Genomic DNA, 24,594 nt, shown 5'->3' with positions numbered 1-24,594 from the left:
ACGCGATGCTCAATTTCTTTGTGCTTCGAACACGCGGCCCGACAGTACCGTGCCCCACACGCGCGCATCCTTCAGCGCCATCGGGTCCATCTCGAGCGGATCGTCTTCCAGCACGCAGAAGTCGGCGCGCTTGCCGCATTCGATGCTGCCGATCTCGCCGTCGAGCTTCAGCGTCCAGGCCGCGCCGAGCGTGATCGCATGCAGCGCCTGCGGCACCGAGATGCGCTCCGATTCGCCGAGCAGCCGGCCCTTGGGCGTGATGCGGTTCACGGCGCACCACGCGGTGAACAGCGGCCCGAGCGGCGTGACCGGCGCATCGGAATGGATGGCCAGCGGCACACCGGCTGCCAGCGCGCTGCCGCAGGCGTCGAGCCGGTTCGCACGGTCGGGGCCCATGGTCATTTCGTAGTGCTGGTCGCCCCAGTACCAGAGGTGGTTGGCGAACAGGTTCGCACTGAGGCCGAGCGAGGCCATGCGCCGGAACAGCGGCGCGTCGATCATCTGCCCGTGCTGCAGCGTGTGGCGATGGTCGGGGCGCGGCGCGCGCGCGAGCACGCGCTCGATGGCGTCGATGGCCACCTCGCTGGCCTCGTCGCCGTTGGTGTGCGTGTGGATGGTGAGCCCTGCGCGATGGTAGGTCTCGAAGTCGGCCTCGTACTGCGCGGGCGCCGTCACCCAGATGCCGTTGGGCGCGCCGTTGAAATGCCCCGGCCAGCGCAGCCGCGCCGAGAAGCCCTGGATCGAACCATCGAGCATCATCTTCACGAGGCCGTAGCGCAGCCGGTCGGTGCTGCGCGGCACCAGCGCCCTGACATGTTCGGCGCCCTGGGCCGCGCCGTGCGTGCCGTGGAAGGCCTGGAACGCCGGCAGGATGCGCACGCCGAAGCCCTCGTCGCGCGTCGCGTTCTCGAGCACGCCGCAGTCTTCGTCGCTGAGCTTGTTGACGAGGTCGGTCGCGGTCGTCACGCCCTGCATGCAGGCCAGGCGCGCGAAGGAGCGCACGCCGGCCTCGGTCATCGGCGCGAGCAGGCCGGCATTGCCGATCCTGCGCAGCACCAGGAACATCGCGGCCGGCTCCTGCAGCTCGCCGGTGGGCTCGCCCGCCATCTCGCCGGACGCGAACTTGACCACGCCCTCGACCTCGTTGTCGCGCGTGATGCCGGCGATGCGCAGCATGGCGCTGTTGACGTTCATCAGGTGGCCGTTGGCGTGGCCGATGACGACCGGCCGCGTGGCGCTGGCGCGGTCGACGTGCGCCACCGTCATGCGCTCGCCGCCGAAGTAGATGGGGTCGAAGCCCCAGGCGATCAGCGGCTCGGTGTCGGGAATGCCGTCGGCCGCCATCTGCGCGGCCACTTCGCGAAGGCGCGCCACCACCTCGTCCATCGAGCGCAGGCCGCTCCATACCTTGCCCTGGGGGTCGCGCCGGTCGAACCAGCCGAGGTACGTCCAGTCCCACATGCTGCCTTCCTTGAGGTGGCAGTGGCCCTCGACCAGGCCCGGCATCAGCACCTTGGCGGCAAAGCGCTCGTCGAGCGTGAAGGCGCCCCAGGCCTGCATGTCCGCGAGGGTGCCCACGGCCAGCACGCGGCCGCTGCGCACCGCCACGTGCGTGGCATGCGGCTGCATCGGGTTCATGGTGATGATCCTGCGCGCGGGGTAGACGGTGGTGATGGGGGTGCTCATGGCAGTTCAGGCATCGAAAGAGGAGGAAGGGCCGTGCCGTCGACGATATCGACTCGCCTGCAGCGTACCCAATGGTCGGGCGCCACTTCGCGCAGCGGCGGCAACTCGGCCGCGCAGGCTGGCTCGGCCACGGGACAGCGCCCGGCAAAGCGGCAGCCGGGCGGCGGATTGATCGGACTCGGCGGATCGCCCGAGAGCTTGATGCGGCTGGCGGCGCGGCGGCGCCCGCCGCCCACGGTCGGCACGGCCGACATCAGCGCCACGCTGTAGGGGTGCAGCGGCCGCGCGAAGAAGCTGCGCCGTGGCGCGCGCTCCACGATCTGGCCGAGGTACATCACGGCGATGTCGTCGCAGATGTGCTCCACCACCGCCATGTCGTGCGAGATGAAGAGGTAGGTCAGCCCCAGTTCGCGCTGCAGCCGCACCAGCAGGTTCAGTATCTGCGCGCGGATCGCGATGTCCAGCGCCGACACCGGCTCGTCGCACACCACCAGCTCGGGGTTGGTGGCCAGCGCGCGCGCAATGTTGATGCGCTGGCGCTGCCCGCCCGAGAACTGGTGCGGGAACAGGTGCTGCTGCTCGGGCCGCAGGCCCACGGCCTCGAAGAGTTCGGCCACGCGGCGCGTGCGCTCTTCGGGCGTGCCCACCTGCATCAGCTCGAGGGGCGCGCGCACCGTGGCACCGGCGCGCTCGCGCGGATTCAGCGAGGAGAACGGGTCCTGGAAGATGATCTGCATGCGCGTGCGCGCCCGGCGCAGCGCCTCGCCCTGCAGCGCGCCCAGGTCGGTGTCGCCCAGCCGCATGCGGCCCGAGGTGACGGGCGAGAGCCGCATCACCGCGAGCGCGGTCGTGGTCTTGCCCGAGCCCGATTCGCCCACCACCGCCAGCGTGGTGCCCCGCCGGATCTCGAACGAGACACCGTCCACCGCCTTCACCACTTCCGCGGGCTTGCCCCAGCCTGCCTTGCCGCGCGCGAAGTGCACCTTGAGTTCGTCGACCGAGAGCAGCGTGTCGGCCTTGCCGATGAATGTCATGCGGCCTCCTTCATGCGCGCCTGCGGCGCCTCGGCATGCAGCCAGCAGGCGGCGCCGTGCGGCGTGCCCGCGCCTCCTGCGGGGCCTTCGAGTGCGAACATCGGCGGCACCTCTGCGGCGCAGCGCGCCATCGCATGCGGGCAGCGCTCGCGGAATGCGCAGCCCCGGCCCAGCTCCCAGATCGACGGCACCACGCCCGCGATCTCGGCGAGTTCCGGCCGCGCGCCGTCGCCGAAGGCCGCGCTGCTGCCGAGTTCGGGCAGGCAATCGATCAGGCCGCGCGTGTAGGGATGGCCCGGCTGCGAAAGCACCTGTTCGGTGCTGCCCTGTTCGATCACGCGGCCCGCATACATCACCATCACGCGGTTGGCCATCTCGGCGACCGCGCCCATGTCGTGCGTGATGAGCATGATGGCCGTACCCTTCTCGCGCTGCAGCTCGCGCAGCAGGTCGAAGATCTGGGCCTGCACCGTCACGTCGAGCGCGGTGGTGGGCTCGTCGGCAATCAGGATGTCGGGCCGGCAGGCCAGCGCCATGGCGATCATCACGCGCTGGCGCATGCCGCCCGAGAGCTGGTGCGGGTACTCGTCGACGCGCCGCCCGGGCGCGGGAATGCCCACCTGCCGCAGCATCTCGATGGCGCGCTCGCGGGCCGCCTGGGCATTCATGCCCGCATGCAGCCGCAGCGATTCGCCGATCTGGTCGCCCACGGTGAACACCGGATTCAGCGAGGTCATCGGCTCCTGGAAGATCATCGAGATGCGGTTGCCGCGCACCTCGCGCATGCGGGCATCGGTGGCCTGCACCAGGTCTTCGCCCTGGAACATCACGCGCCCGCCGCTGATGCGGCCCGGCGGCGAGGGAACGAGCCGCAGCAGCGCGAGCGCCGTCATGCTCTTGCCACAGCCCGATTCGCCGACCACGCACAGCGTCTCGCCGCTGCGGATCTCGAAGTCGACGCCGTTGAGCACCAGCGCCTGGCCGCGGCGGGTCTTGAACTCGACGTGCAGGTCGTGCACCCGCAGCAGTGCGTCGTCGCTTGCCATCAGCGTTCCCTCAGCTTCGGGTTGAGGGCGTCGTTGAGCCCGTCGCCGATCAGGCTCACGGCCAGCACGGTGATGAAGATGGCCGCCCCCGGAAAGGCCACCGCCCACCAGCACGACAGCACGTACTGCCGGCTCGAGCCGATCATCAGCCCCCAGCTCATCTGGTTGGGATCGCCCAGGCCGAGGAACGACAGCCCGGCTTCGAACAAGACCGCCGCGCCGATGGCCAGCGTGGCCGACACCACCAGCGGCGGCAGCGCGTTGGGAAGGATCACCTTCCAGATGATGCGGGCGTCGCGCGCGCCGATGGCGCGCTCGGCGCGCACGAATTCCAGGCCGCGGTACTTCATGAACTCGGCGCGCGTGAGCCGCGCGGTGCCGGTCCAGCTCACGATGCCGATGGCCAGCGTGACCGTCACCAGCGTGGGCGAGAACAGCGTGACCACCACCATCGCGAACAGCAGCGCGGGCAGCACCTGGAAGAACTCGGTCACCTTCATCAGCGCCGCATCGACCTTGCCGCCGTAGTAGCCCGCGAAGGCGCCCAGCGTGATGCCGATAAGCACCGACAGCAGCGCGGCCACCGCGCCCACCAGCAGCGTGGCGCGCCCGCCATAGATCAATGTCGTGAGCACGTCGCGGCCGAGGTAGTCGGTGCCGAGCCAGGCTTCCTCGCTGAAAGGCGGAGTGAGCGGCGCGGCCCTGATCTCGAAGGGGTCGGCCGGATGGAGCCAGGGTCCGGCGATGGCCACCGCCAGCATCGCGAGCAGCATCGCCATGCCCGCAATGGCCGCGGGATTGCGCAGGAACATGCGCATCGCCTCCATGCCGGGGTGCTCGACGCGCAGGGCCGGCTTCGCGGGCGCATCAGGTGCGGCGGAAACGGAGGGCATCGTTGCAAGCTTGTTCATGAGGCCTTGATCCGCGGATCGATGAAGCGATAGCACAGGTCGGTGAGCTGGTTCATCACCACCACCACGATGGAAGAGAAGAGCAGCACGCCGAGGATGGTCGGGTAGTCGCGCCGCAGCACCGACTCGAAGGCCAGCCGGCCGAGGCCCGGCCAGTTGAACACCGTCTCCACCAGGATCGCGCCGGCCAGCACGTTGCCGAACTGCAGGCCCAGCACCGTGACCACCGGCAGCAGCGCATTGCGCAGCGCGTGCTTGTAGAGCACGACGCGGTCGGCCAGGCCCTTGGCGCGTGCGGTGCGGATGAAGTCGGAGCCCAGCACGTCGAGCATCGAGGAGCGCGCGAGCCGGCTGTATTGCGCGAGGTACACCAGGCTCAGCGTGAGCGTGGGCAGCACCAGGTGGTGTGCCACGTCGAGCACGTCCTTGAGCCCGCCGCCGGCCGAGTCGATGGAGCGCATGCCCGCCACCGGAAGAATGGGGAACACCGAGGCCAGCAGGATCACCAGCATGATGCCGAGCCAGAACACCGGCGCCGCGAAGCCCACCAGCGACAGCACCGTGATGAACTGCGAGAGCCAGCCATTGGGCTTGCGCGACGACAGCACGCCCAGCGCGGTGCCGGCGAAGAAGGCCAGCAGCACCGAACTGAGCACCAGCAGCAGCGTGGCCGGCACGCGCTCGGCGATCATGCTTGTGACCGGCAGGTTGAAGAAGTACGAATAGCCCAGGTCTCCCTGCACCACCTTGCCCAGGTACACGCCCAGCTGCACCGGCAGCGAGCGGTCGAGCCCGTACTGCGCACGCAGCTGCGCCATCAGCTCGGGCGACATGCCGCCGCTGGCGCCGGCAATGGTTTCCACCGGATCGCCCGGCGCCGCGTGCACCAGCACGAAGTTGAGCACCACCACCGCAAGCACCAGGCCCAGGGCCTGGAGCAGTCGCGAGGCGGCATAGCGCAATGTGCCCATGTCGTGCCGCCTTACTTGAGGTAGACCTCGTCCAGCGGCGACAGCGGCCCCCAGATGGTGGCGGGCACGTTGCCCACCTTCTTGCTCGCGATGGTGTGGTAGGGCACCTGGTTGATGAACTCGATCGGCAGCTCGTCGGTCACGATCTTCTGGAAGGTGGCGTAGTAGGCCTTGCGCTGCGTCGGGTCGATCAGCCCGCCCGCGGTGTTGAGCAGCTCGTCGACCTTCGGGTTGGCATACGACTGGGTGTTGGTCCAGACGATGGGCTTGATGTTGGTCGACAGGTAGGTGCGATGCACGCCGATGATCGGGTCGCCCCAGTTGAACACCAGGTCCATCGACAGGTCGAAGTCGTGGGAGGCCAGCCGCTTGGCCCAGGCCGGGAAGTCGGCCGAGGCGCGCACCTCCACCGCGATGCCCACCTTCTTGAGCTGGCCGCGGATGTATTCGGCCACGTTCTTCTGCTGGTCGTCGGCACCCGGCAGGTAGTCGATGGTGAGCTTGAAGCGTTCGCCGTTGGCGCTGGCCTTGTAGCCCGCGGCATCGAGCATCTCGGCGGCCTTCTTCAGGTCGAGCGGATAGCGCACCAGGTCGGGCACCGCGAAGGGGCTGCTCGCCACCAGCGGACCGTCGGACACCGTGGCAAAGCCGCCCATCAGCGCCTTGGCGATGAAGTTCTTGTCGATGGCGGTGGCGATGGCCTTGCGCACCTGCACGTCGGAGAGCGGCTTCTTCGCCGTATTGAAGGCCAGCCAGTTGAGCGCGCCGATGCCGTCGTAGCCCTTGGGCGTGAGCGACACCTTGGGGTCGTTGGCGAAGCGCTTCAGGTCCGTGGGCAGCGTGGCGAAGGGCAGCATCTGGATGTCGCCGCGCTCCAGCCCGAGCACCAGGCTGGCCATGTCGGGCGTGACGTTGACGATCACCTTGTCGAGATAGGGCTTGCCCGCAAGGAAGAACTTGTCGAAGCGTTCGAGCACGATGCGCTGCGCGGGCTTGAACTCGGTCACGCGGAACGGGCCCGAGCCGACCACGTCGGTGGTGTTGCGCGGATGGCTCTTCAGCTCCTGGCCGTCGCCGTAGATGTGCTTGGGAAGAATGGGGCACAGCGCGGGCGACATCGCGAGCACGATGGCCGGGTGCGGCACGCTCATGCGGATGACGGCGGTGTACGGATCGGGTGTCTCCACCTTCTCGACCGGGCCGAGCATGGTGGTGAACGGATGGTTGGCCTTGATGGCCATGATCGAGAAGGCCACGTCGGCCGAAGTGACCGGCTTGCCGTCATGGAACACCGCGTCCTTGCGCAGCTTGAGCGTGAGCGACTTGCCGTCGTCGGCCAGCTTCCACGACTCGGCCAGGTAGGGCTGCGGGTTCCACTTGTCGTCGAAGCGCAGCGGGCTCGCGAAGATCTGCGTCGACGGCAGCGCGGTGGCAATGCCCGACTGCACCGCGCCGTTCAGGTGCCGTGGCGTCTGCGTGCTGCCGATGACCAGCGTGCCGCCGCGCCTGGGCTGCTCCTCGGCGGCGGAGGCGGGCAGCGGCAGCAGGCTGCTCGCGGTCATCAGCGCGGCCCAGAGCAGGGTGGCGCGGCGCGCAAGGCGGAGAAGGGGCATGGCGGGACCTCTGGAAGTTCGACACAAGTCAGGCGGACGGATTCGGCCCGTGGGCCTTGCGCTCGAAGATAGGCGCTTGCCCCGTGCACGCGAAGAGCCAGCCGTGCGCGACCTGCAGGGCCAGAAGCCACGGGTTTGCCCCGTTGTGCGGCGGAGCGATGCGCCACTTCGGTGAATGCGCACCGCACGCGCGGCTACTTCTCGTCGCGCAGCCAATACCACTTGTAGAGCATGCGCTGGCCGATGCGGCGGAACGGCGCGAAGGCGGGCGATTCCACCAGTCCCAGCACATTGGGAAAGGGCAGCGCAGACTTGTAGATGGGAAGCTCGAACACCTCCTTGCCCATGTCCTTGCCGGCCACGCGCTCGGCCAGCCGCTTGCCGGCCCAGGTCGAGAAGGACACGCCGTTGCCGCCATAGCCCACGGCATACCAGATCTTCCTGTCCGCCTCGGGCTGCGTGATGCGCGGCATCATGTCGTGGCTCATGTCGACCCAGCCCCACCACGAGTAGTCGATGCGGATGCCCGCGAGCGGCGGGAACTTGCGCGCGATGGCATCGGTGAGCAGCTTCAGGTGCACCGGGTGCTCGGCGTCGGCGCCGCTCACCGAGCTGCGGCTGCCGATCTGCAGCCGGTTGCCCTTGAGCAGCCGGTAGTAGAAGCGCAGCGTGCGCGTGTCGGTCAGGAAGGTCAGCGACCTGAAGTTGGTGGCCTGCAGCTCGGCCTCGGTGAGCGGGCGCGTGACCACCGAGTTGGAGAGGATCGGCATGATGCGGTTCTTCAGCAGCGGGCTCAGCGCCTGCCCGGTGTAGCCGCCGGTGCACACGGCCACGCGGCGCGCGCGCACCACGCCGCCGGGCGTCTGAAGGTGGTGCACGCCGTCGATGGTCTGCCAGCCCTGCACGGGGCTCGAGGTGTGCACCTTCACGCCCAGCGCACGGGCCCGGCGCATCAGGCCGAAGGTGAACTTCAACGGATGGATACCCACGCCTTCGGGCTCGAACATGGCGCCGGCCGCCTCGCGTTCGTCGCAGTAGTCGCGCCGCACTTCCTCGGCCGTCAGCATGCGGGTGGCGTAGCCGAACTGTTCGCGCATCACGCGCGCCTCGGCGTCGAGCACCGCGAGCTTTTCGGGGCGGTGCGCAAGATAGAGATGGCCGCCGTCGAAGGCGTCGCAGTCGATCTGGGTGGTGAGCTGCCTGAAGTTCTCGAAGCCGCCGCGGATCTCGGCGTCGAGCCGCCTGGCGGTGTCGAGGCCCCAGCGCTGGATCCACTGCGAGCGCTTGAGCCGGCCGCTGGCGTTCTGCCCCTGGCCGCCGCTGCGGCTGGAGCAGCCCCACGACGCCTGGTTGGCCTCGAGCACCGTGGCCTGGATGCCGTGCTCCTGCGCCAGGTAGAGCGCGGTCGACATGCCGGTGGCGCCCGAGCCGATGATGGCCACGTCGACATCGACGTCGCGCAGCAGCGGGCCGTCGTCCTCGGGCGGCGTGCCGGCGCTGGCCACCCACCAGGTGGGCGCGTAGGCGCGGCCGGCGCCGGGATCAGGCGCGACCAGCGGGTCGTAGCGCGGGTCATAGGGACGGCTCGCGGGCTGCTGCTGCGGTTGCGAGGCGGAGAAAGAAGCGGTGCCGGACAGGGTCATGATGCGGGGCTCCCGGAACGGCGGGCCTAGCGGGCCGCCGGCAGGTTGGGGCGGGCCTTGCGGAACACGTTCTTCAGGTGGATCTTTCCGCCCCTGAAGGTGAAGACGTCGATGCCGTCGGTCTCGATGCGGCTGCCGTCGGCCGCGGTGCCGGTGAAGGTCCACTGCGAGGTGCCGAAATCGCCATGCACGAAATGCCGGCCATTGATCCACTGCGCATCGGGCACGGCCTGCCATGCCGCCGCGAACGCCTTGCGCACCGCCTCGGTGCCCACGTGGCGGGTGCCGCAGGCGTCGGGGCCGGCGGCGGTCTGGAAGATGCAGTCCTCGGTCATGAAGCCCATCAGCGCGTCGATGTCGTGGCGGTTCCATGCATCGCTGAACGCGGCCAGGGTGTCGGTGGTGACGGAAGAAGAAGAGGAAGAAGGCTGTGCGGTCACGCGGAGCTCCGGGATTGAATGCCGCAAGCGTAGGCAGCCGGCCGTCCGCGCGATAGGGCCAGATGCGGGAATTCGACCGAGCCAGAACGCCGTGCTTGCCCTAAACTGCGGCGCACCATGGCCAACCCCAGAGCCACTCAATGGGCGCAGCTCTTCGCGCTGCCCGACCAGCCCGCCCTGCCGCTGCAGGCCCGCCTGCGCGCCGCCGTGGTGCAGGCCATCCTCGAAGACCACCTGAGCGCCGGCGCCTCGATGCCCTCGTCGCGCGAGCTTGCGGCGCTGCTGGGGCTGAGCCGCAACACGGTGACTTCGGCTTATCTGCAATTGATCGACGAGGGCTTTCTGGAGGCGCGCCCGCGCAGCGGCGTGTTCGTGGCGCGCAACGCGCGGCCACTGTCGGCTGCGCTTGCCGAGCCGCTGGTGGGCCGCAGCGGCCAGGCCAGCCAGCCGCCCGACTGGTCGGGGCGCGTGCTGCGTTCACTGGAGGGCAAGCCCACGCTTGCGAAGCCCGACCGCTGGCGCGACTATCCGTTCCCGTTTGTCTACGGCAACTACGACCCGCAGCTTTTTCCGACCGAGGATTTTCGCGAGTGCTGCGCGCGCAGCCTGGCGCGCTCGCAGCTGCCGCACTGGACACCCGACTTCGAGACCGACGACGTGCCCGACCTGATCGAGCAGATCCGCACCCGCTTGCTGCCCAAGCGCGGCGTGTTCGCGCTGAAGGAAGAGATCCTGGTGACGCTCGGCGCGCAGCATGCCTACTACCTGCTGGCCGATGCGCTGTTCGACGAGCGCACCCGCGTCGGCCTGGAAGAGCCCGGCCATCCGCATGCGCGCAACAGCTTCTCGATGCGCAACCCCAAGTGGGTCGAGGTGGCCGTGGACGAGGAGGGCCTGGTGGTCGATGCGCTGCCCGCGGCCGACTACCTCTTCGTGACCCCTTCGCACCAGAGCCCGACCACCGCCACGCTGAGCCTGGAGCGCAGGCAGTGGCTGCTGCGCAAGGCCGAGCTGCAGGACTTCGTGATCATCGAGGACGACTACGAGGCCGAGAACCTGTACGAAGGCACGCCGATGCCGGCGCTCAAGAGCCTGGACAAGACCGGGCGCGTGATCTACGTGGGCTCGGTCTCGAAGAGCCTGTCGCCCGCGCTGCGGCTGGGCTTCATCGTGGCGCCGCGCGCGCTGATCAGGGAGCTGCGCGGCATACGGCATGCGATGGTCCGGCATCCGAGCGCCTTCCTGCAGCATGCCTATGCGCTGTTCCTTTCGCTCGGGCACCACGAGTCGCATGCGCGGCGCGTGAACCATGCGATGCAGGAGCGGCTGGCGCTGGCGGCCCAGGCGCTGCGCGAGCATCTTCCCGAGTTCGAGTTCACGCTGCCGCAGGGCGGGGCGTCGATCTGGGTGCGGGCGCCGGCGTGGGTCGACGCGGGCGAGCTGTCGCTGATGGCGCGCAGCCATGGGGTGCTGATCGAAGCGGGGGATGTGTTCTTTGCGAAACCGCCTTATCCGTGTCCGTTCTTTCGGCTGAGGTTGTCGTCGATTGCGGCTTCGCAGATTCCTTTGGGAATTCAGGCTTTGGGGATGGCTGTTGGGGAGTTGGCGTTGGCTCGGGGGGAGGTGAGGGCGCATTGAGTTTTTTTGTGTTCCGGGGCCGGGTCTCGCCCCGGCGGGCGACTCACTTTCTTTTGCTTCGCCAAAAGAAAGTAAGCAAAGAAAAGGCGACCCCACTGTCTGCGACCCCTGCGCTGCGCTACGGGGCAACCTGCGGTGCTCGGGTTTCGCGGGGTCTCGCAGAACTCGCTTCGCTCAAACAGCTGCGAGCCCTGATCCGCGAAACCCTGCGCTCCTCGGCGCAGCCAGAGGGGAGGGCAAACCGAACGGGCCTTTGCTTCGCTCGGCCGCCAAGCCACCGCAGGCGCGCAGCGCCTGCGGTGGTTGGGCTGTTGGTATTGAGTTGGGCTGTTGGTATTGGGGCCGAGCGAAGCGAAGGCCACCCGCTCCCACCCCTTCTGTATGCGCCGAGGAGCGCAGATGGAGGCGGGATCAGGGCCGCAGCTGTTTGAGCGAAGCGAGTTCTGCGGACCCCCACCGGAATCGAGCACCGCAGGTTGCCCGTAGCGAAGCGGAGGGACGCAGACAGTAGGGTCGCCTTTTCTTTGGCTACTTTCTTTTGGCGAAGCAAAAGAAAGTAGCTCGCCCGCCGGGGCGAGACCCGGCCCCCGCCCCCAAAAAACGCACCGCCCCCGTGCACTCGCACCAGAACAAGGGTATTCACCGACAAGCTGGCTCCATACCCCCCACAGCGCTGGTACTTTCTGCAAAGACCCAACAGGTGCAAAGTCCGCCCAGACTCACCACCAGGAGAAAACAGATGACCATGCCCCGACGTCTTTCCCTGAAACGCGCAGCGCTCGCAGCCGCCGCGATGCTGATGATGAGCAGCGGCGCCGCGCTCGCACAGCAAGCCAAGGAGCTCACCTTCGCCCACCAGGACATGCTGGTCCCCCTGCGCCTCGTCATGGAATCCGGCGAGGTCGAAAAAGCCACGGGCTACAAGATCAACTGGCGCATGTTCTCCGGCGGCGGCGACGTGATCCGGGCCATGGCGTCGGGCGACGTGCAGATGGGCGAAACCGGGTCCAGCCCGCTCACAGCCGCGGCCAGCCAGGGGCAGGACATCAAGCTGTTCTGGATCTCGGCCGACATCGCCAACGCCGAGGCACTGGTTGCGCGCAACGCGTCGGGCATCAACAGCATGAAGGACCTCGCCGGGAAGAAGGTGGCCACGCCCTTCGTCTCGACTGCGCACTACCAGCTCATGGCCGGCATGAAGATGGACGGCGTCGACCCCAAGAGCGTCAACGTGATGAACATGCGCCCGCCCGAGATCGCGGCGGCCTGGGAGCGCGGCGACATCGACGCCACCTTCATCTGGGACCCGGTGCTTTCCAGGATCAAGGGCACGGGCAAGACCATCGCCACCTCGGGCAGCATCGGCAAGCGCGGCGCGCCCACGTTCGAGGGCATCGTGGTCAATGCCAAGTGGGCCGCGGCCAACGAACCGTTCATGATCGCCTTCGTGAAGGCGCTCAACCGCGCGAACGAGGAATACAAGGCCACCGGCAAGAGCTGGACGCCCGATTCGCCGCAGACCAAGGCCATGGCCAAGTGGACCAAGGCCGATCCGAAGGACGTGTCGGCCGCAATGGCGCTCTACACCTTCCCGACCATGGCCGAGCAGGTCTCGCCCACCTGGCTGGGCGGCGGCGCGGCCAAGGCGATGGCGGGCACGGCGGCGTTCCTGAAGGAGCAGGGCCGGGTGCAGGAGGTCAAGCCCGACTACAGCGCCTTCGTGACCACGGCCTACGTCGAGAAAGCCATGGGGAAGTAAGCCGCATGCCCACGCTCGACATCCGCGACCTCACGGTCAACTACGCCGTCAAGGGCGGCACGCTGCAGGCGCTGGCGCCGGTCAACCTCACGATGCGCGACGGCGACTTCGTGGTGGCGCTCGGCGCCTCGGGCTGCGGCAAGACCACGCTGCTCAACAGCATTGCCGGCTTCCTGCCGCCTTCCACCGGCGACATCCTGCTCGACGGCAAGCCCGTGATCGGCCCCGGCGCCGATCGCGGCGTGGTGTTCCAGAAGCATGCGCTGATGCCCTGGCTCAACGTGCGCGACAACGTGGCGCTGGGTTTGCGCCTGGCCGGCACAGGCAAGGCCGAGCGCGACCGCATCGCGGAAGAGAAGCTGGGGCTCGTCGGCCTGCAGCAGTACGCGGACCGTGCGGTGTACGAACTCTCGGGCGGCATGCAGCAGCGCGTGGGCATTGCACGCGCGCTGGCCAGCGACCCGGCCGTGCTGCTCATGGACGAGCCCATGGGCGCGCTCGACGCATTCACGCGCGAACAGGTGCAGGAGATCCTGCTCAAGGCCTGGTCCAAGTCGAACAAGATGGTGTTCTTCATCACCCACTCGGTCGAGGAGGCGCTGTTCCTGGCCACGCGGCTGATCGTGATGAGCCCGAGCCCGGGGCGCATTTCGCACGTGTACGACGAGGTTCCGTTCTCGCGCCAGTTCCTGTCGCATGGCGATTCGCGCAAGGTGAAGTCGGAACCGGAATTCATCCGCATGCGCGAAGAGGTTCTTTCGATCATCCATCATCGCGAGGCTGCCCATGCCTGAGGCCACCATTGCAACGCCTGTCGCCATGACACCTCCTTCCAAGCCCGCCGCGCCGCCGCCGGTGGCGGCCGGCGCCAAGCTCAAGACCAGCGCCTTCAAGGTGCCGGGCGAGGGCTCGAGCCTGACCATCAGCGTGGTCACGGTGGTGGCGCTGGTCGCGCTGTGGTTCCTCGTGACCAACATGGGCTGGGTCAAGCCGCTGTTCCTGCCGACGCCGCAGGCGGTGTTCCAGCAGTTCTACGAATACCTCACGGGCCAGGCCAACGACAAGCCGCTGTGGCAGCACTTCCTCGCGAGCATGTTCCGGGTCTTCTCGGCCTTCCTGCTGGCCTGCATCACGGCCATTCCGGTGGGCATTGCGATGGGCATGAGCCGCTTCTGGCGCGGCATCTTCGATCCGCCGCTGGAGTTCTACCGGCCGCTGCCGCCGCTGGCCTACCTGCCGCTGATCATCATCTGGTTCGGCATCGACGAGCTGCCGAAGGTGCTGCTGATCTTCCTGAGCTGCTTCGCGCCGCTGGCGCTGGCCGCGCGCTCGGGCATGCGCAGCGCGTCGCAGGAGCAGATCAATGCCGCGTATTCGATGGGCGCGAGCTATATGCAGGTGATCCGGCACGTCATATTGCCCTCGGCCCTGCCCGACATTCTGGTGGGCATGCGCATCGCCATCGGCTTCGGCTGGACCACGCTGGTGGCGGCCGAGATGGTGGCGGCCAACATGGGCCTGGGCCAGATGGTGCTGAACGCGTCGAACTTCCTGCGCACCGACATCGTCATCATGGGCATCATCGTCATCGGGGTGGTGGCCTATCTGTTCGACCTGCTGATGCGGTGGCTCGAGCGGCGTCTTGTTCCCTGGAAAGGGCGAATGTAGGCGGCACCACGCGCGGCAGCGGCGGCATCGCCGGCATGACGGGCAGCTCGCCCGCGGCGCCCATCGACTGCTCCAGGAAGTCCAGCATCGCGCGCATTGCGGCGCTGTTGTGGCGGCGCTGCGAATATGCCGCGTACAGCCAGTGTTCGCGCGGCATGTGCTCGCGCAGCACCGGCACCAGCGCGCCGCGCTCCAGGTGCGACTGCGCCAGCGGCTCGGGCACGTAGGCCACGCCCACGCCGCGCAGCGCCAGCTCGATCAGGGCCACGGCGTCGTTGGCTTCCATGCGGCTGTGCACGGGCACGTCGTACGGCTTGCCGTCGGTCTCGAAGGGCAGGTGGGTGGTCGGCTTCGCCGAGTAGCTCAGCACATCGTGCCGGCCCAGCTCCTCGGGCGTCTGCGGCATGCCGCGCTGGGCCCAGTAGGCCGGCGTGGCGCAGACCACCATGTCGAACTGCACCAGCCGGCGCACGATCAGATTCATGTCGTCGATGCGCCCGCCGGTCAGGTGGATGTCGATGCCTTCCTCGATCAGGTCGAGGTCGTCGTTGGTGAACACCAGGCTCACGTACACGTCCGGGTAGCGCTTGATGAAATCGGCGATCACGTCCGAGAGCCAGCCGCAGATCAGCCCGTGCGGTGCGCTCATGCGCAGCCGCCCCTGCGGGTGCGAGCCATGGGCCTGCAGGTCGTTCAGCGTGTTCTCGGCCATGGCCACCAGCTCGGTGCTGCGGTCGAGCAGCACCTGCCCGGCATCCGTCAGGCTCAGCGAACGCGTGGAGCGGTTCAGCAGGCGCACGCCGCTGCGGGTTTCGAGCTCCGCCACGTAACGGCTGACTGTGGCTTTCGACATGCCCAGCGAAATCGCCGCGCGGGAGAAGCTGCGCCGGAACGCGACTTCACGGAATGTTTTGATGAGATCGAGGCCGTCCATGGTGGACGCATTGTTCCAGCATCGGGGGAGGGGCCGCAGGCCGTAGGGGCATCCCCCCGTTTCGCCTCTTCAGCGTGCGCGCTGTTTCGCCACGAACTCCGGGGTCACCGTGCCCTGCTTGTTCCCGAACTGCGCAATGACGTAGTTGGCGAGCGCCGCGACCTCGGTGTCCGTGTAGGCCTTGCCGAACGCCGGCATGTAGACCTCGTCGCCGCGCACGCGCATCTTCACGCCCTGCAGGATCATCTGCGTGACGTTGGAGCCGTCCGGGTCGTTCACGCCGCGCGCCCCCAGCAGCGACGCGTTGGCGCTCTGCTGGCCTTGTCCGTTCCACTGGTGGCAGCTCGCGCACGCCGCCGCGAAGAGCCTGAGCCCCTGCTCGTGGCCTTCGGCCGTGTTGGCGGCGGGTGCTGCCGCGCTCGCGGCCACGGCCCACGGCGCCTTCGCATCGACTTCGATCGGATTCTTTCCGGCCTTCGCGGGCACCGTGCGCAGATAGCTCACGAGCGCCGAGGCGTCTTCCGGCTTCAGGTACTGCAGGCTGTGCTCCACCGCCTCGCCCATCGGCCCCGAGGCCGAGCCGCGGCCCTCCGCGTGGCCGGTCGTCAGGTACGAGGCAATCTCGGCATCGCTCCAGGCGCCGATGCCGTGCTTCGCATCCGAGGTGATGTTGTAGGCGCGCCAGCCCTGGATCGATTCGCCCGCAAGGTTGTTGCCCGCATCCATCGCGAAGGCGAAGTTGCGCGGCGTATGGCATTCCGCGCAGTGGCCGAGCGCCGTGGCGAGGTACTTGCCCTGGTTCCACGCGGGCGGCTTCGACGCATCGGCCTCGAAGCGGCTGCTCTTGAAGAAGGCCGCGTTCCAGAAGCCCATCGCCCAGCGCTGGTTGAACGGGAAGCCCAGGTCGGCCTCCCGGTTCGGCTGGCTCACCTTGGGCAGGCTGAACAGGTAGGCCTTGATCGCGAGCACGTCATTGCGGCTCAGCGCGGTGTACGAGGTGTACGGGAACGCCGGGTACAGGCGCTTTCCGTCCGCGCGCACGCCGTCGTGCAGCACGCGCACGAAGTCGTCGTCGCTCCATTTGCCGATGCCCGTTTCGGGGTCCGCGGTGATGTTCGACGAGTAGATCGTGCCGAAAGGCAGCACGAAGGGCAGGCCGCCGGCGAAGGGCTGTCCCTTGCCGGGCACCGTGTGGCACGCGACGCAGTCGGCCGCCTTGGTGAGGTATTCGCCGCGCACGAGCAGCGCCGCATTGCCGGGCGCACCGGCCAGCACCGGCGCTTCGCCTTCGGACTTGTCGGTGCGGTTCAGGAAGAAATACAGCGCCACGCCCACGACGAACACCGCCACCAGCACGTTGAGTAGCCGCTTCATGCTGCGCTCCTTGCGCCGGGCCCGGCGGGCTTGGCACCGGCAATTTTCTTCTTCAGCGCCTCCTTGTCCTGCGCCAGCAGTGCGCGGTTCACCGGCAGCGCGCGCAGTCGCACGCCCGTCGCCGCGAAGATCGCGTTGGCCAGCGCCGGCGCGGCGATGGCGGTGCCGACTTCGCCGATCCCGCCGGGCGCTTCGCCGCTCTTGACGGTGTGGACCTCGACCGGCGGCGCTTCGTTGATGCGCAGCATCCGGTAGTCGTGGAAGTTGCTCTGCTCGATGGCCCCCTCGCGCAGCGTGATCTCGCTGAAGAGCGCCGCGCTCAGCCCGAACAGCAGCCCGCCCTGGATCTGCGCCTCGATGGAACCCGCATTCACTGCAATACCGCAATCGACCGCGACCACCGCACGCCGCATGCGAACCTCGCCCTGCGGCGTGACCTCGGCCTCGACAATCGCGCACACGCGGCTGCCGAAGGCATCGCCCACGGCCACGCCGCGCCCGACGCGCGCCGCCAGCGTGCCTTGGCCCCAGCCGATCTTGCTGGCCGCCAGGTCGAGCACCGCGAGCGTGCGCGGGTTCTTCTTCAGCATGGCGCGCCGGTAGGCCACGGGGTCCTTCTTCGCGCGTTGCGCCAGCTCGTCGATGAAGCTCTCCATCACGAAGAGGTTGTGCGTCGGACCCACGCCGCGCCACCAGCCGACGTTCAGGCCTGTCGGCATGTCGTGCCGCACCCACTCGACCTTGAGGTTCGGCAGGTCGTAGCAGGGTTCGGCGACGCATTCGATCAAATCGCTGTCCATGCCGTCCTTGCCCATGAAGGCGGGGGCCCAGCGGCCCAGCACCGTGCCGCCCGCGATGCGGTCGCCGAACCAGAGGATCCGGCCGTCGCCGTCGACCACGGCCGAGATGTCGTCGTGGTACATCGGGCGCACGATGTCGTGGCGGATGTCTTCCTCGCGCGTCCACACCACCTTGAGGGGGTAGGGCACCTGTTTCGCGAAGGCCACGGCCTGCTCGACCGAATCGGTCTCGAGCCGGCGGCCGAAGCCGCCGCCCAGGTACTGGTTGTGCAGCACGACCTTGTCTTCGGCAATGCCGGCGATCTTGGCCGCGGCGCTCACGCAGCGCGTCGGCACTTGCGTGCCGACCCAGATCTCGCACTGGTCGGGCCGCACGTGCACCGTGGTGTTGAGCGGCTCCATCGTCGCGTGGGCCAGCATCGGCAGGTCGTAGGTGGCTTGCACCAGCGTGCCCTCGGGCCGCTTGCCGGTTTCCTTGCCGACGATCGCCTTGTCCTTCGCCAGCGCGTTGGCCAGCGCCGCGCGCAGCTGCTGCGTGGTGAGTGCGGCGTTCTGGCCCGGCGTCCACTGGATATTCAATGCATCGAGGCCGCGCTTCGCGGCCCAGAAATGCTCGCCCACCACGGCCACCGCGTCCTTGATGCGCAGCACGTCGATCACGCCGGGAATCGCCCGCGCTGCCTTGTCGTCCACCGAGGCCAGCACGCCTCCGAGCGTGGGGCAGGCCCTGACCGTCGCCACCTTCATGCCCGGCAGGCGCACGTCGATGCCGAACTGTGTCGTGCCGTCGACCTTGCCGGCCGAATCGACCCGCCGCAGCGGCTGGCCGATCAGCTTGAAATCCTTCGGCTCCTTCAGCGTCACCTTCGCCGGCATCGGCAATTTGGCGGCGGCGCCGGCCAGCGCGCCGAAGCCGAGCTGCCGGTTGGATGCCGCATGGCTCACCACGCCGCGCGCGACCGTGCAGCTCGCAGGGTCGACCTTCCACTGCTCCGCAGCGGCGCTCACCAGCAGCGTGCGCGCCACGGCGCCCGCCTCGCGCAGCACGCCGTAGGTGCCGCGCGTGCTGGTCGAGCCGCCGGTGATCTGGCCGCCGAGCAGCGGCATGCCGTAGAGCGCCTCGTTCGGCGGCGAATGCTCCACGCGCACCTGGTCGAGCTCGACGCCGAGTTCCTCGGCCAGCAGCATTGCCGAGCCGGTGTAGATCGCCTGGCCCATCTCGGCCATCGGCATCACGAGGCGCACGGCGCCGTCGGCATCGATGCGGATGAAGGCATTCGGCGCGAACGCGGGGTTGCCGTCCGCGAGCGCGGCGGCCGCATCGGCAGCTTGCTGCCGGGGGCTGATCGCCGCGAAGGCCTTGCTGCCGCCGACCCAGGTGAAGGCCAGCGCCAGGCCACCGGCCTGCAGGGCGCTGCGCCGGCTGATGCCTGCGGCGGGCTTCACGATGCGCTCCTTGCCGGCATCGCGACCACCGACTGCAGCACCTCGGCCTTGCCGGTGGCGGCCTGCTTGATGGCCGCGCGGATCCGCGAGTAGGTACAGCACCGGCAGACGTTGCCCGCCATGGCCAGGTCGATGTCGGCGTCGCTCGGGTGGGGCGTGCGCTGGATCAGCGCGGCCGCCGACATGATCTGTCCCGATTGGCAGTAGCCGCATTGCACGACATCGACGTCGAGCCAGGCCTTCTGGATGCTCTTGCCCGCAGGGGTCTGCGAGACGGCTTCGATGGTGGTGACGGCCTTCTTGCCGATCGAGCCGACCGGCAGCACGCATGAACGCACGGGCTGGCCGTCGAGGTGCACGGTGCAGGCGCCGCACTGCGCAATGCCGCAACCGAACTTGGTGCCGGTGAGGCCGACGATGTCGCGCAATGCCCAGAGCAGGGGCATGTCTTCCGGCGCGTCGAGGGCAACGGACTGGCCGTTGATGTTGAGATCGATCATGGGCCCCGCCTTTCTTCTGGTTCGCCGTGGGTGGCAGCGAACCATAGCGCGACTTCGGAAAGCGCGCTTGGCGGGCAGCGCAACGCTCGACCGGGTGGCCCGGACTTCATCGACGGGTGCTCATCGAAAGCACCCGAAGGTATTCATCGCCGTGCCGAAACGGCGGCCGAGACCCCGCAGGGGCGTCAGGCAGGCACCTTCTGCGCGGCCGGAGCTTCCAGCGGCGGCGTGCCGGTCTTGAACATGCCCGCCAGTTGCTTGCGAAACTCCGGCGTGTCGGTATGGCCGTGGACGGCCACGGCATGCTGGACGGCGGCTTCGAGCAGCTCGCCCTCGGTGTCGGCAGAGAGCGCGACACTGCAGTTCATCGTGCTTGGAAACTCGCGGCAGTCGATGTATTGGCGTGACATGGTGGCTCCTGGAATGTCCTCGCGGACGTGTTTCGAAGACCGGGCCGGTGGAAGGGGGCTGGCTCGAGGCTACCCCTGGACGCGTCAGGCGGTGTTTCATCGATGGCCATGTGTATCCCCTTCGCCGGCAGGCGATCTGCGCGCCCTTGCGTGCCTATACTGGGTCGCGGCCAAGGGCCTGCAAGCATCCTGCGTCTCGATGCGTGCGGGCGCCATACGCAGCAATGCGTATGCACCGTGAAAGGGGCATGCCATGGCGTATCTGACACACAGCGACCGTGCAGGCGCGCTTCGCCTGCTGGAGCAACTGGAGTCCGGGCGTTCGCCCATGCGGTACCACGGCGCCGGCAGCCATGGCCTGCGCGCAACCCGCCGCATCGCAACGAAAGCGCCGGGCCGGCGCGAGCTCCGCCGCGCCGCGCTGCAGGCCGACTACTACCGGCGCATGGGGCTGGAGCATGCGGTGGCGGTGGCCTTCCTGTACCGGCTGGCCTGCGGCGCCGTGCCGCCGCTGCCCGAGCCGCCGCTGGCCGGCCTCACGCCCCGCGAGGGCGATGTCATGCACTGGCTCTCGCGCGGCAAGACCGACGCCGAGATCGCCGCCCTGCTGGAGATCAGCCCGCGCACCGTCCACAAGCACCTGGAGCATGTCTACGTGAAGCTGGGCGTCGAGACGCGCACCGCGGCCGTGGTGCGCGCGCTCGCCATGGGCAGAAGCTCCTGAGGATCAAGACAAGCTCAGCGCGAGGCCACCGCCACCGGTGCATCGGCCGGCGACGCGGACCGCCCGATCATCCATGCGCACGCGGCGGACACCACGCCCGCGAACAGCACATACATGCAGATCTGCCACGGCTGGCCGCCGCCCGACTTGAGCAGCGCGGTCGCGATGATCGGCGTGATGCCCGAGGCAAAGATGCCCGAGAACTGGTAGACGAAGGAAATACCGGTGTAGCGCACCTTGGCGTCGAACAGGTCGCAGAACAGCGCCGCCTCCGGCCCGTACACCGAGGCATACAGGATGCCGAACGGGATGATGATCGCGAGCCACACCAGCAGCACGCTGCCGCCGCTGTGCGTCATGAGCCAGAAGCCCGGGAACGCCGACACCGCCGTGACCAGCGAACCCCACATGTAGACCTTGCCGCGCCCCATCCGGTCGGACAGGCGGCCGAAGAAGGGAATGAAGAAGATCATCACCACGGCGGCAGCCATCACGCCCAGCAGCGCATCGGTGCGGCTGATCTTGAGGGTACCGGTCAGGTAGTTGATGGAGAACACGCCGAAGATGTTGAAGAACACCCCGTCGATGTAGCGCGCGCCCATGCCCTTGAGCACGTTGCCGGGGTAGCGCCGCAGCATGTCCATGAACGGAATGCGCAGCTCGGCGTTGCGCGCCTTCACGGCCGCGAACTCCGGCGTTTCCTGCACGTGGAGCCGGATGTACATGCCCACGCCCACCATCACGCCGGAAATCAGGAACGCGATGCGCCAGCCCCAGGAGAGAAACTGCTCGTCGGTCAGCAGCCACGACAGGAGCGCCACCACGCCCGAGGCCATGCACAGGCCGATGGCCAGCCCGATCTGCGGCAGCGATGCATAGAAGCCGCGCTTGCCCTTGGGCGCGTATTCGTAGGCCATCAGCACCGCGCCGCCCCATTCGCCACCCAGGCCAATGCCCTGCGCCACGCGAAGCAGAAGCAGCAGCAAGGGCGCCGCGATGCCGATCTGCGCATAGGTGGGCACCAGGCCGATCAGGAAGGTGGCCACGCCCATGATCATCAGCGTGATGATGAGCATGCTCTTGCGGCCGATCTTGTCGCCGAAGTGGCCGAAGATCACGCCGCCCAGCGGCCGCGTGACAAAGCCCACCGCGAAGGTGGTGTAGGCCAGCAAGGTCGACACCACCGGGTCGCTGCCCGGGAAGTAGAGCTTGTTGAACACGATGCCGGCCACCACGCCGTACAGGAAGAAGTCGTACCACTCGATGGTGGCGCCCACCAGGGCCGAAGCCACCACCCTGCGAATCGCTTTCTCGTCGCTTGTGCTGCTCATGTCGTAGTCTCCGATGTGGTTGTCGCGGCGGCTGCCGCCCTCACGTCCTCCCTGATCATGTCGACGGCCTTCTCGGCCATCATCACGGCCGGTGCGTTGGTGTTGCCCGACACCAGCGTGGGCATGGCCGAGCAGTCGATCACGCGCAGCCCGGCCACCCCATGCACGCGCAGGCGCGCATCGACCACCGCGAGCGGGTCCCTGCCCATGCGGCAGGTGCCCGTGGGGTGGAAGATGGTGGCGCCGTTGTTGCGGCAGAACTCCAGCAGGTCGGCGTCGCTCGCGGCCTCGGGGCCGGGCTTGACCTCGCGCTTCACATAGGGCCGCATCGCGGGCGCCTCTGCAATGGCGCGCGCCGCCTTCACGCCGGCCACGGTGGTGGCGCGGTCGAGCTCGGTGGCCAGGTAGTTGGGCTGCATCTCGGGCGGCTCGGCCGCGTCGAGCGAACGGATGCGCACATGTCCGCGCGACTCGGGCCGCAGCTGGCACACCGACATCGTGAAGCCCGAATACGGATGCACCTTGCCGCCCGCCATGTCGGCCGAGAGCGTGGCCACGTGGAACTGGATGTCGGGCGTGGCGGCCACCGGCCGGCCGCTGTCGTCCTTCAGCGCGCGCATGAAGCAGCCGCCCTGGTTGATGCCCACCGCGAGCGGGCCGGTGCGGCGCATCAGCCATTCCAGGCCCATGCTCGCCTGGCCGAACCAGGAGTTGAGCTGGTCGTTGGTGGTGATGGGCTTGCTGCACTCGTAGCCGAGCCGGATCTGCAGGTGGTCCTGCAGGTTCTCGCCCACGCCGGGCAGTTCGTGAACCGCCGGGATGCCCATGCGTTCGAGCAGCGCGCGCGGGCCGATGCCCGAGAGCTGCAGCAGCTGCGGCGACTGGATCGAGCCGGCCGAAAGCAGCACCTCGGCGCGGCAGCGCGCGGTCTTCATCTCGCCGCCCTGGCGGTAGCTCACGCCCACGGCGCGCCGGCCGTCGAACACCAGCCGACTGGCCAGCGCGTCCGTCTCGATGCGCAGGTTGGGCCGGTGGCGCGCCGGCACCAGGTAGGCCTTGGCCGTGCTGCAGCGCCAACCCTTGTGCGTGGTGAGCTGATAGTAGCCCGCGCCTTCCTGCGCGGCGCCGTTGAAGTCGTCGGTGCGCGGCACGCCGATCTGCTGCGCGCCGCCGATGAAGGCCTCGATGAGTTCGTGCTTCGCCGCGATGTCCGACACCTTCAGCGGCCCGTCGCCGCCATGGAAGGCGTTCGCGCCGCGCTGGTTGCCTTCGGAGCGGATGAAGTAGGGCAGCACGTCGTCGTAGCCCCAGCCCGCATTGCCGAGCGCGGCCCAGTGGTCGTAGTCCTCGCGCTGGCCGCGGATGTAGATCAGCCCGTTGATCGAGCTCGAGCCGCCCAGCGTCTTGCCCCGGGGCCAGTAGATGCGCCGGCCGTTCATGTTCGGGTCGGGGTCGGTCTCGAAGCGCCAGTTGTAGGTGGGGCTCCACATCGTCTTGCCGTAGCCGATGGGCAGGTGGATCCAGAGCGACCTGTCCACCGGGCCCGCCTCGAGCAGCAGCACGCGCGTGGCCGGGTCTTCGCTCAGCCGGCCGGCCAGCACGCAGCCGGCCGAACCGGCGCCGACGACGATGTAGTCGAACTCTTCATCACGCATGCAGGGCACCCGGGGAGTGGAACAATCGCTTCGCTTGCTTGCATCCTAGGTCATTGATTTTCGGAACGCAATGTTCCATTTTTAAGGTTTACCCGCATGCCACGTCCCGCGCGCCCCGCAGCCGCCGTGTCTTCGCCCTCGCTTTCCGTGCCCGCCGCGGAGGAGTCCGCCTCCGGCTCGTCGGCCGAGCGCAGCCTGCGCCTGCTGGCCCTGTTGGCCAGCGAAGGCCGCCCCCTCACGCTCGCCGACCTGGCCGCGCAGCTGGGGCTGCCCAAGGGCACGGCGCACCGCATCTGCACCCAGCTGCTGGCCACCGGCTTCCTGGCGCGCGACGTGGACGAGCGTTCGTTCAGCGTCGGCCCTGCGCTGCGCAAGCTGGCCTTCGACACCCTGAACCACGGCACGGTGCGCGGCCTGCGGCACGAGGTGCTGTCCGAACTCGTGCGGCAGGTCGGCGAGACCTGCAACCTCACCACGCTCGACGGCGCCCAGGTGCTGTACCTCGACCGCGTGGAGGCGCAGTGGCCGCTGCGGCTCACGCTCGACGTGGGCTCGCACGTGCCGCTGCACTGCACCGCGAGCGGCAAGCTGTTCCTGGCGCAGATGCCGAAGAAGGAGCGCGATGCGCTCATCGACCGGCTGCCGCTCGCGCGCATGACGGCCAACACGCTCGTCAAGGCCGATGCGCTGCGCGCCGAGTGCGATGCGATCGCGAAGCGCGGCTATTCGCGCGACTGCGAGGAATTCATCGCGGGGCTGGTGGCCGTGGCGGTGCCGGTGCGCGACGCGGCCGGGCAGGTGCGCGCGGCGCTCGCGGTGCATGCGCCGACGGCGCGCATGTCGATGGAAGAGGCGGTGAAGCGCATCGATGCGCTGAAGGCCGCCGCGCAGCGCATGGGCGCGCTGCTCTGAGCCCGGGCCGTTGGCCGCCAGCGCTACGCGTCAGCGCCACTGCAGCAGCAGCGGCCACGGCTGCCCGCGAAGAAGAAGTGGGCATGTCGCGCGCAGCAT

Annotated in this window: 21 protein-coding genes; 6 read left to right on the top strand and 15 right to left on the bottom strand. The window is 68.5% G+C overall.

Features of this window, described 5'->3' with window-relative positions:
• Positions 1-9 precede the first annotated feature (9 nt).
• The 8 genes from ACAM54_RS18905 to ACAM54_RS18870 all read right to left on the bottom strand — a co-directional run bounded on the left by ACAM54_RS18905 (position 10) and on the right by ACAM54_RS18870 (position 9,344).
• Positions 10-1,686 (bottom strand): amidohydrolase, encoded by a 1,677-nt coding sequence (locus ACAM54_RS18905; RefSeq protein WP_369648577.1) that lies wholly within the window; start codon positions 1,684-1,686, stop codon positions 10-12.
• Positions 1,683-2,720, bottom strand: a complete 1,038-nt coding sequence (locus tag ACAM54_RS18900; protein WP_145747524.1) for an ABC transporter ATP-binding protein — start codon at positions 2,718-2,720, stop codon at positions 1,683-1,685. The genes ACAM54_RS18905 and ACAM54_RS18900 overlap by 4 nt, the downstream gene beginning before the upstream one ends.
• Positions 2,717-3,766: an ABC transporter ATP-binding protein gene (locus tag ACAM54_RS18895; RefSeq protein WP_369648576.1), complete on the bottom strand. Its 1,050-nt coding sequence runs from the start codon at positions 3,764-3,766 to the stop codon at positions 2,717-2,719. Before ACAM54_RS18895 ends, ACAM54_RS18900 begins: the two co-directional genes overlap by 4 nt.
• Entirely contained in the window at positions 3,766-4,677 is a 912-nt protein-coding gene (locus tag ACAM54_RS18890; protein ID WP_369648575.1) for an ABC transporter permease, read from the bottom strand. The genes ACAM54_RS18895 and ACAM54_RS18890 overlap by 1 nt, the downstream gene beginning before the upstream one ends.
• On the bottom strand, positions 4,674-5,648 hold the full coding sequence (locus tag ACAM54_RS18885; RefSeq protein ID WP_369648574.1) for an ABC transporter permease: 975 nt from the start codon (positions 5,646-5,648) through the stop codon (positions 4,674-4,676). The genes ACAM54_RS18890 and ACAM54_RS18885 overlap by 4 nt, the downstream gene beginning before the upstream one ends.
• Positions 5,649-5,659: 11 nt before the next feature.
• The gene (locus tag ACAM54_RS18880) at positions 5,660-7,261 is read right to left on the bottom strand and encodes an ABC transporter substrate-binding protein (protein ID WP_369648573.1); all 1,602 of its coding nucleotides are present in this window, start codon (positions 7,259-7,261) and stop codon (positions 5,660-5,662) included.
• 194 nt (positions 7,262-7,455) lie between these two features.
• Entirely contained in the window at positions 7,456-8,904 is a 1,449-nt protein-coding gene (locus tag ACAM54_RS18875) for an NAD(P)/FAD-dependent oxidoreductase (protein ID WP_369648572.1), read from the bottom strand.
• 26 nt (positions 8,905-8,930) lie between these two features.
• Positions 8,931-9,344, bottom strand: a complete 414-nt coding sequence (locus ACAM54_RS18870) for a nuclear transport factor 2 family protein (protein ID WP_369648571.1) — start codon at positions 9,342-9,344, stop codon at positions 8,931-8,933.
• A gap of 117 nt (positions 9,345-9,461) precedes the next feature.
• Between ACAM54_RS18870 and ACAM54_RS18865 the strand changes: the two genes are divergently transcribed.
• The 4 genes from ACAM54_RS18865 to ACAM54_RS18850 all read left to right on the top strand — a co-directional run bounded on the left by ACAM54_RS18865 (position 9,462) and on the right by ACAM54_RS18850 (position 14,409).
• Positions 9,462-10,982 (top strand): PLP-dependent aminotransferase family protein, encoded by a 1,521-nt coding sequence (locus ACAM54_RS18865; protein ID WP_369648570.1) that lies wholly within the window; start codon positions 9,462-9,464, stop codon positions 10,980-10,982.
• 739 nt (positions 10,983-11,721) lie between these two features.
• Positions 11,722-12,741 carry a taurine ABC transporter substrate-binding protein gene (tauA, locus tag ACAM54_RS18860; protein WP_145747516.1) on the top strand — a complete coding sequence of 340 codons (1,020 nt, stop codon included), beginning with the start codon at positions 11,722-11,724 and terminating at the stop codon, positions 12,739-12,741.
• 5 nt (positions 12,742-12,746) lie between these two features.
• Entirely contained in the window at positions 12,747-13,535 is a 789-nt protein-coding gene (locus ACAM54_RS18855; protein ID WP_369648569.1) for a taurine ABC transporter ATP-binding protein, read from the top strand.
• Between the two features lie 25 nt (positions 13,536-13,560).
• Positions 13,561-14,409: an ABC transporter permease subunit gene (locus tag ACAM54_RS18850; RefSeq protein WP_225612875.1), complete on the top strand. Its 849-nt coding sequence runs from the start codon at positions 13,561-13,563 to the stop codon at positions 14,407-14,409.
• On the opposite strand, the gene ACAM54_RS18845 is transcribed toward ACAM54_RS18850, so the two are convergent.
• From ACAM54_RS18845 to ACAM54_RS18825, 5 genes are all read right to left on the bottom strand, one after another.
• Positions 14,327-15,343 carry a LysR family transcriptional regulator gene (locus ACAM54_RS18845; RefSeq protein WP_145747513.1) on the bottom strand — a complete coding sequence of 339 codons (1,017 nt, stop codon included), beginning with the start codon at positions 15,341-15,343 and terminating at the stop codon, positions 14,327-14,329. The genes ACAM54_RS18850 and ACAM54_RS18845 overlap by 83 nt on opposite strands.
• Before the next feature lie 69 nt (positions 15,344-15,412).
• The gene (locus tag ACAM54_RS18840; RefSeq protein ID WP_369648568.1) at positions 15,413-16,717 is read right to left on the bottom strand and encodes a cytochrome c; all 1,305 of its coding nucleotides are present in this window, start codon (positions 16,715-16,717) and stop codon (positions 15,413-15,415) included.
• Complete coding sequence (locus ACAM54_RS18835; RefSeq protein WP_369648567.1) at positions 16,714-18,963, bottom strand: molybdopterin cofactor-binding domain-containing protein; 2,250 nt, start codon at positions 18,961-18,963, stop codon at positions 16,714-16,716. The genes ACAM54_RS18840 and ACAM54_RS18835 overlap by 4 nt, the downstream gene beginning before the upstream one ends.
• Positions 18,960-19,463 carry a (2Fe-2S)-binding protein gene (locus ACAM54_RS18830; RefSeq protein WP_145747510.1) on the bottom strand — a complete coding sequence of 168 codons (504 nt, stop codon included), beginning with the start codon at positions 19,461-19,463 and terminating at the stop codon, positions 18,960-18,962. The genes ACAM54_RS18835 and ACAM54_RS18830 overlap by 4 nt, the downstream gene beginning before the upstream one ends.
• 185 nt (positions 19,464-19,648) lie before the next feature.
• Positions 19,649-19,873, bottom strand: a complete 225-nt coding sequence (locus ACAM54_RS18825) for a DUF1059 domain-containing protein (RefSeq protein WP_145747509.1) — start codon at positions 19,871-19,873, stop codon at positions 19,649-19,651.
• A gap of 253 nt (positions 19,874-20,126) precedes the next feature.
• Here ACAM54_RS18825 and ACAM54_RS18820 point away from each other — a divergent pair, with 253 nt between their 5' ends.
• Entirely contained in the window at positions 20,127-20,597 is a 471-nt protein-coding gene (locus ACAM54_RS18820; RefSeq protein ID WP_369648566.1) for a response regulator transcription factor, read from the top strand.
• Positions 20,598-20,611: 14 nt separating this feature from the next.
• On the opposite strand, the gene ACAM54_RS18815 is transcribed toward ACAM54_RS18820, so the two are convergent.
• Both ACAM54_RS18815 and ACAM54_RS18810 read right to left on the bottom strand, forming a co-directional pair.
• Positions 20,612-21,928 (bottom strand): MFS transporter, encoded by a 1,317-nt coding sequence (locus ACAM54_RS18815; RefSeq protein WP_307697578.1) that lies wholly within the window; start codon positions 21,926-21,928, stop codon positions 20,612-20,614.
• A complete protein-coding gene (locus tag ACAM54_RS18810; protein ID WP_369648565.1) occupies positions 21,925-23,583 on the bottom strand; it encodes a GMC family oxidoreductase in 1,659 nt (552 codons plus the stop codon). Before ACAM54_RS18810 ends, ACAM54_RS18815 begins: the two co-directional genes overlap by 4 nt.
• A 96-nt stretch (positions 23,584-23,679) precedes the next feature.
• Between ACAM54_RS18810 and ACAM54_RS18805 the strand changes: the two genes are divergently transcribed.
• Entirely contained in the window at positions 23,680-24,495 is an 816-nt protein-coding gene (locus tag ACAM54_RS18805) for an IclR family transcriptional regulator (RefSeq protein ID WP_369648564.1), read from the top strand.
• Positions 24,496-24,594: the final 99 nt, after the last annotated feature.

It is taken from the genome of Variovorax sp. V93 (assembly GCF_041154485.1).
GTDB classification, from domain to species: Bacteria; Pseudomonadota; Gammaproteobacteria; order Burkholderiales; family Burkholderiaceae_C; genus Variovorax; species Variovorax beijingensis_A.
Note: the sequence above shows the minus strand (reverse complement) of the source record. Positions and strands in the feature narration are given on the sequence as shown.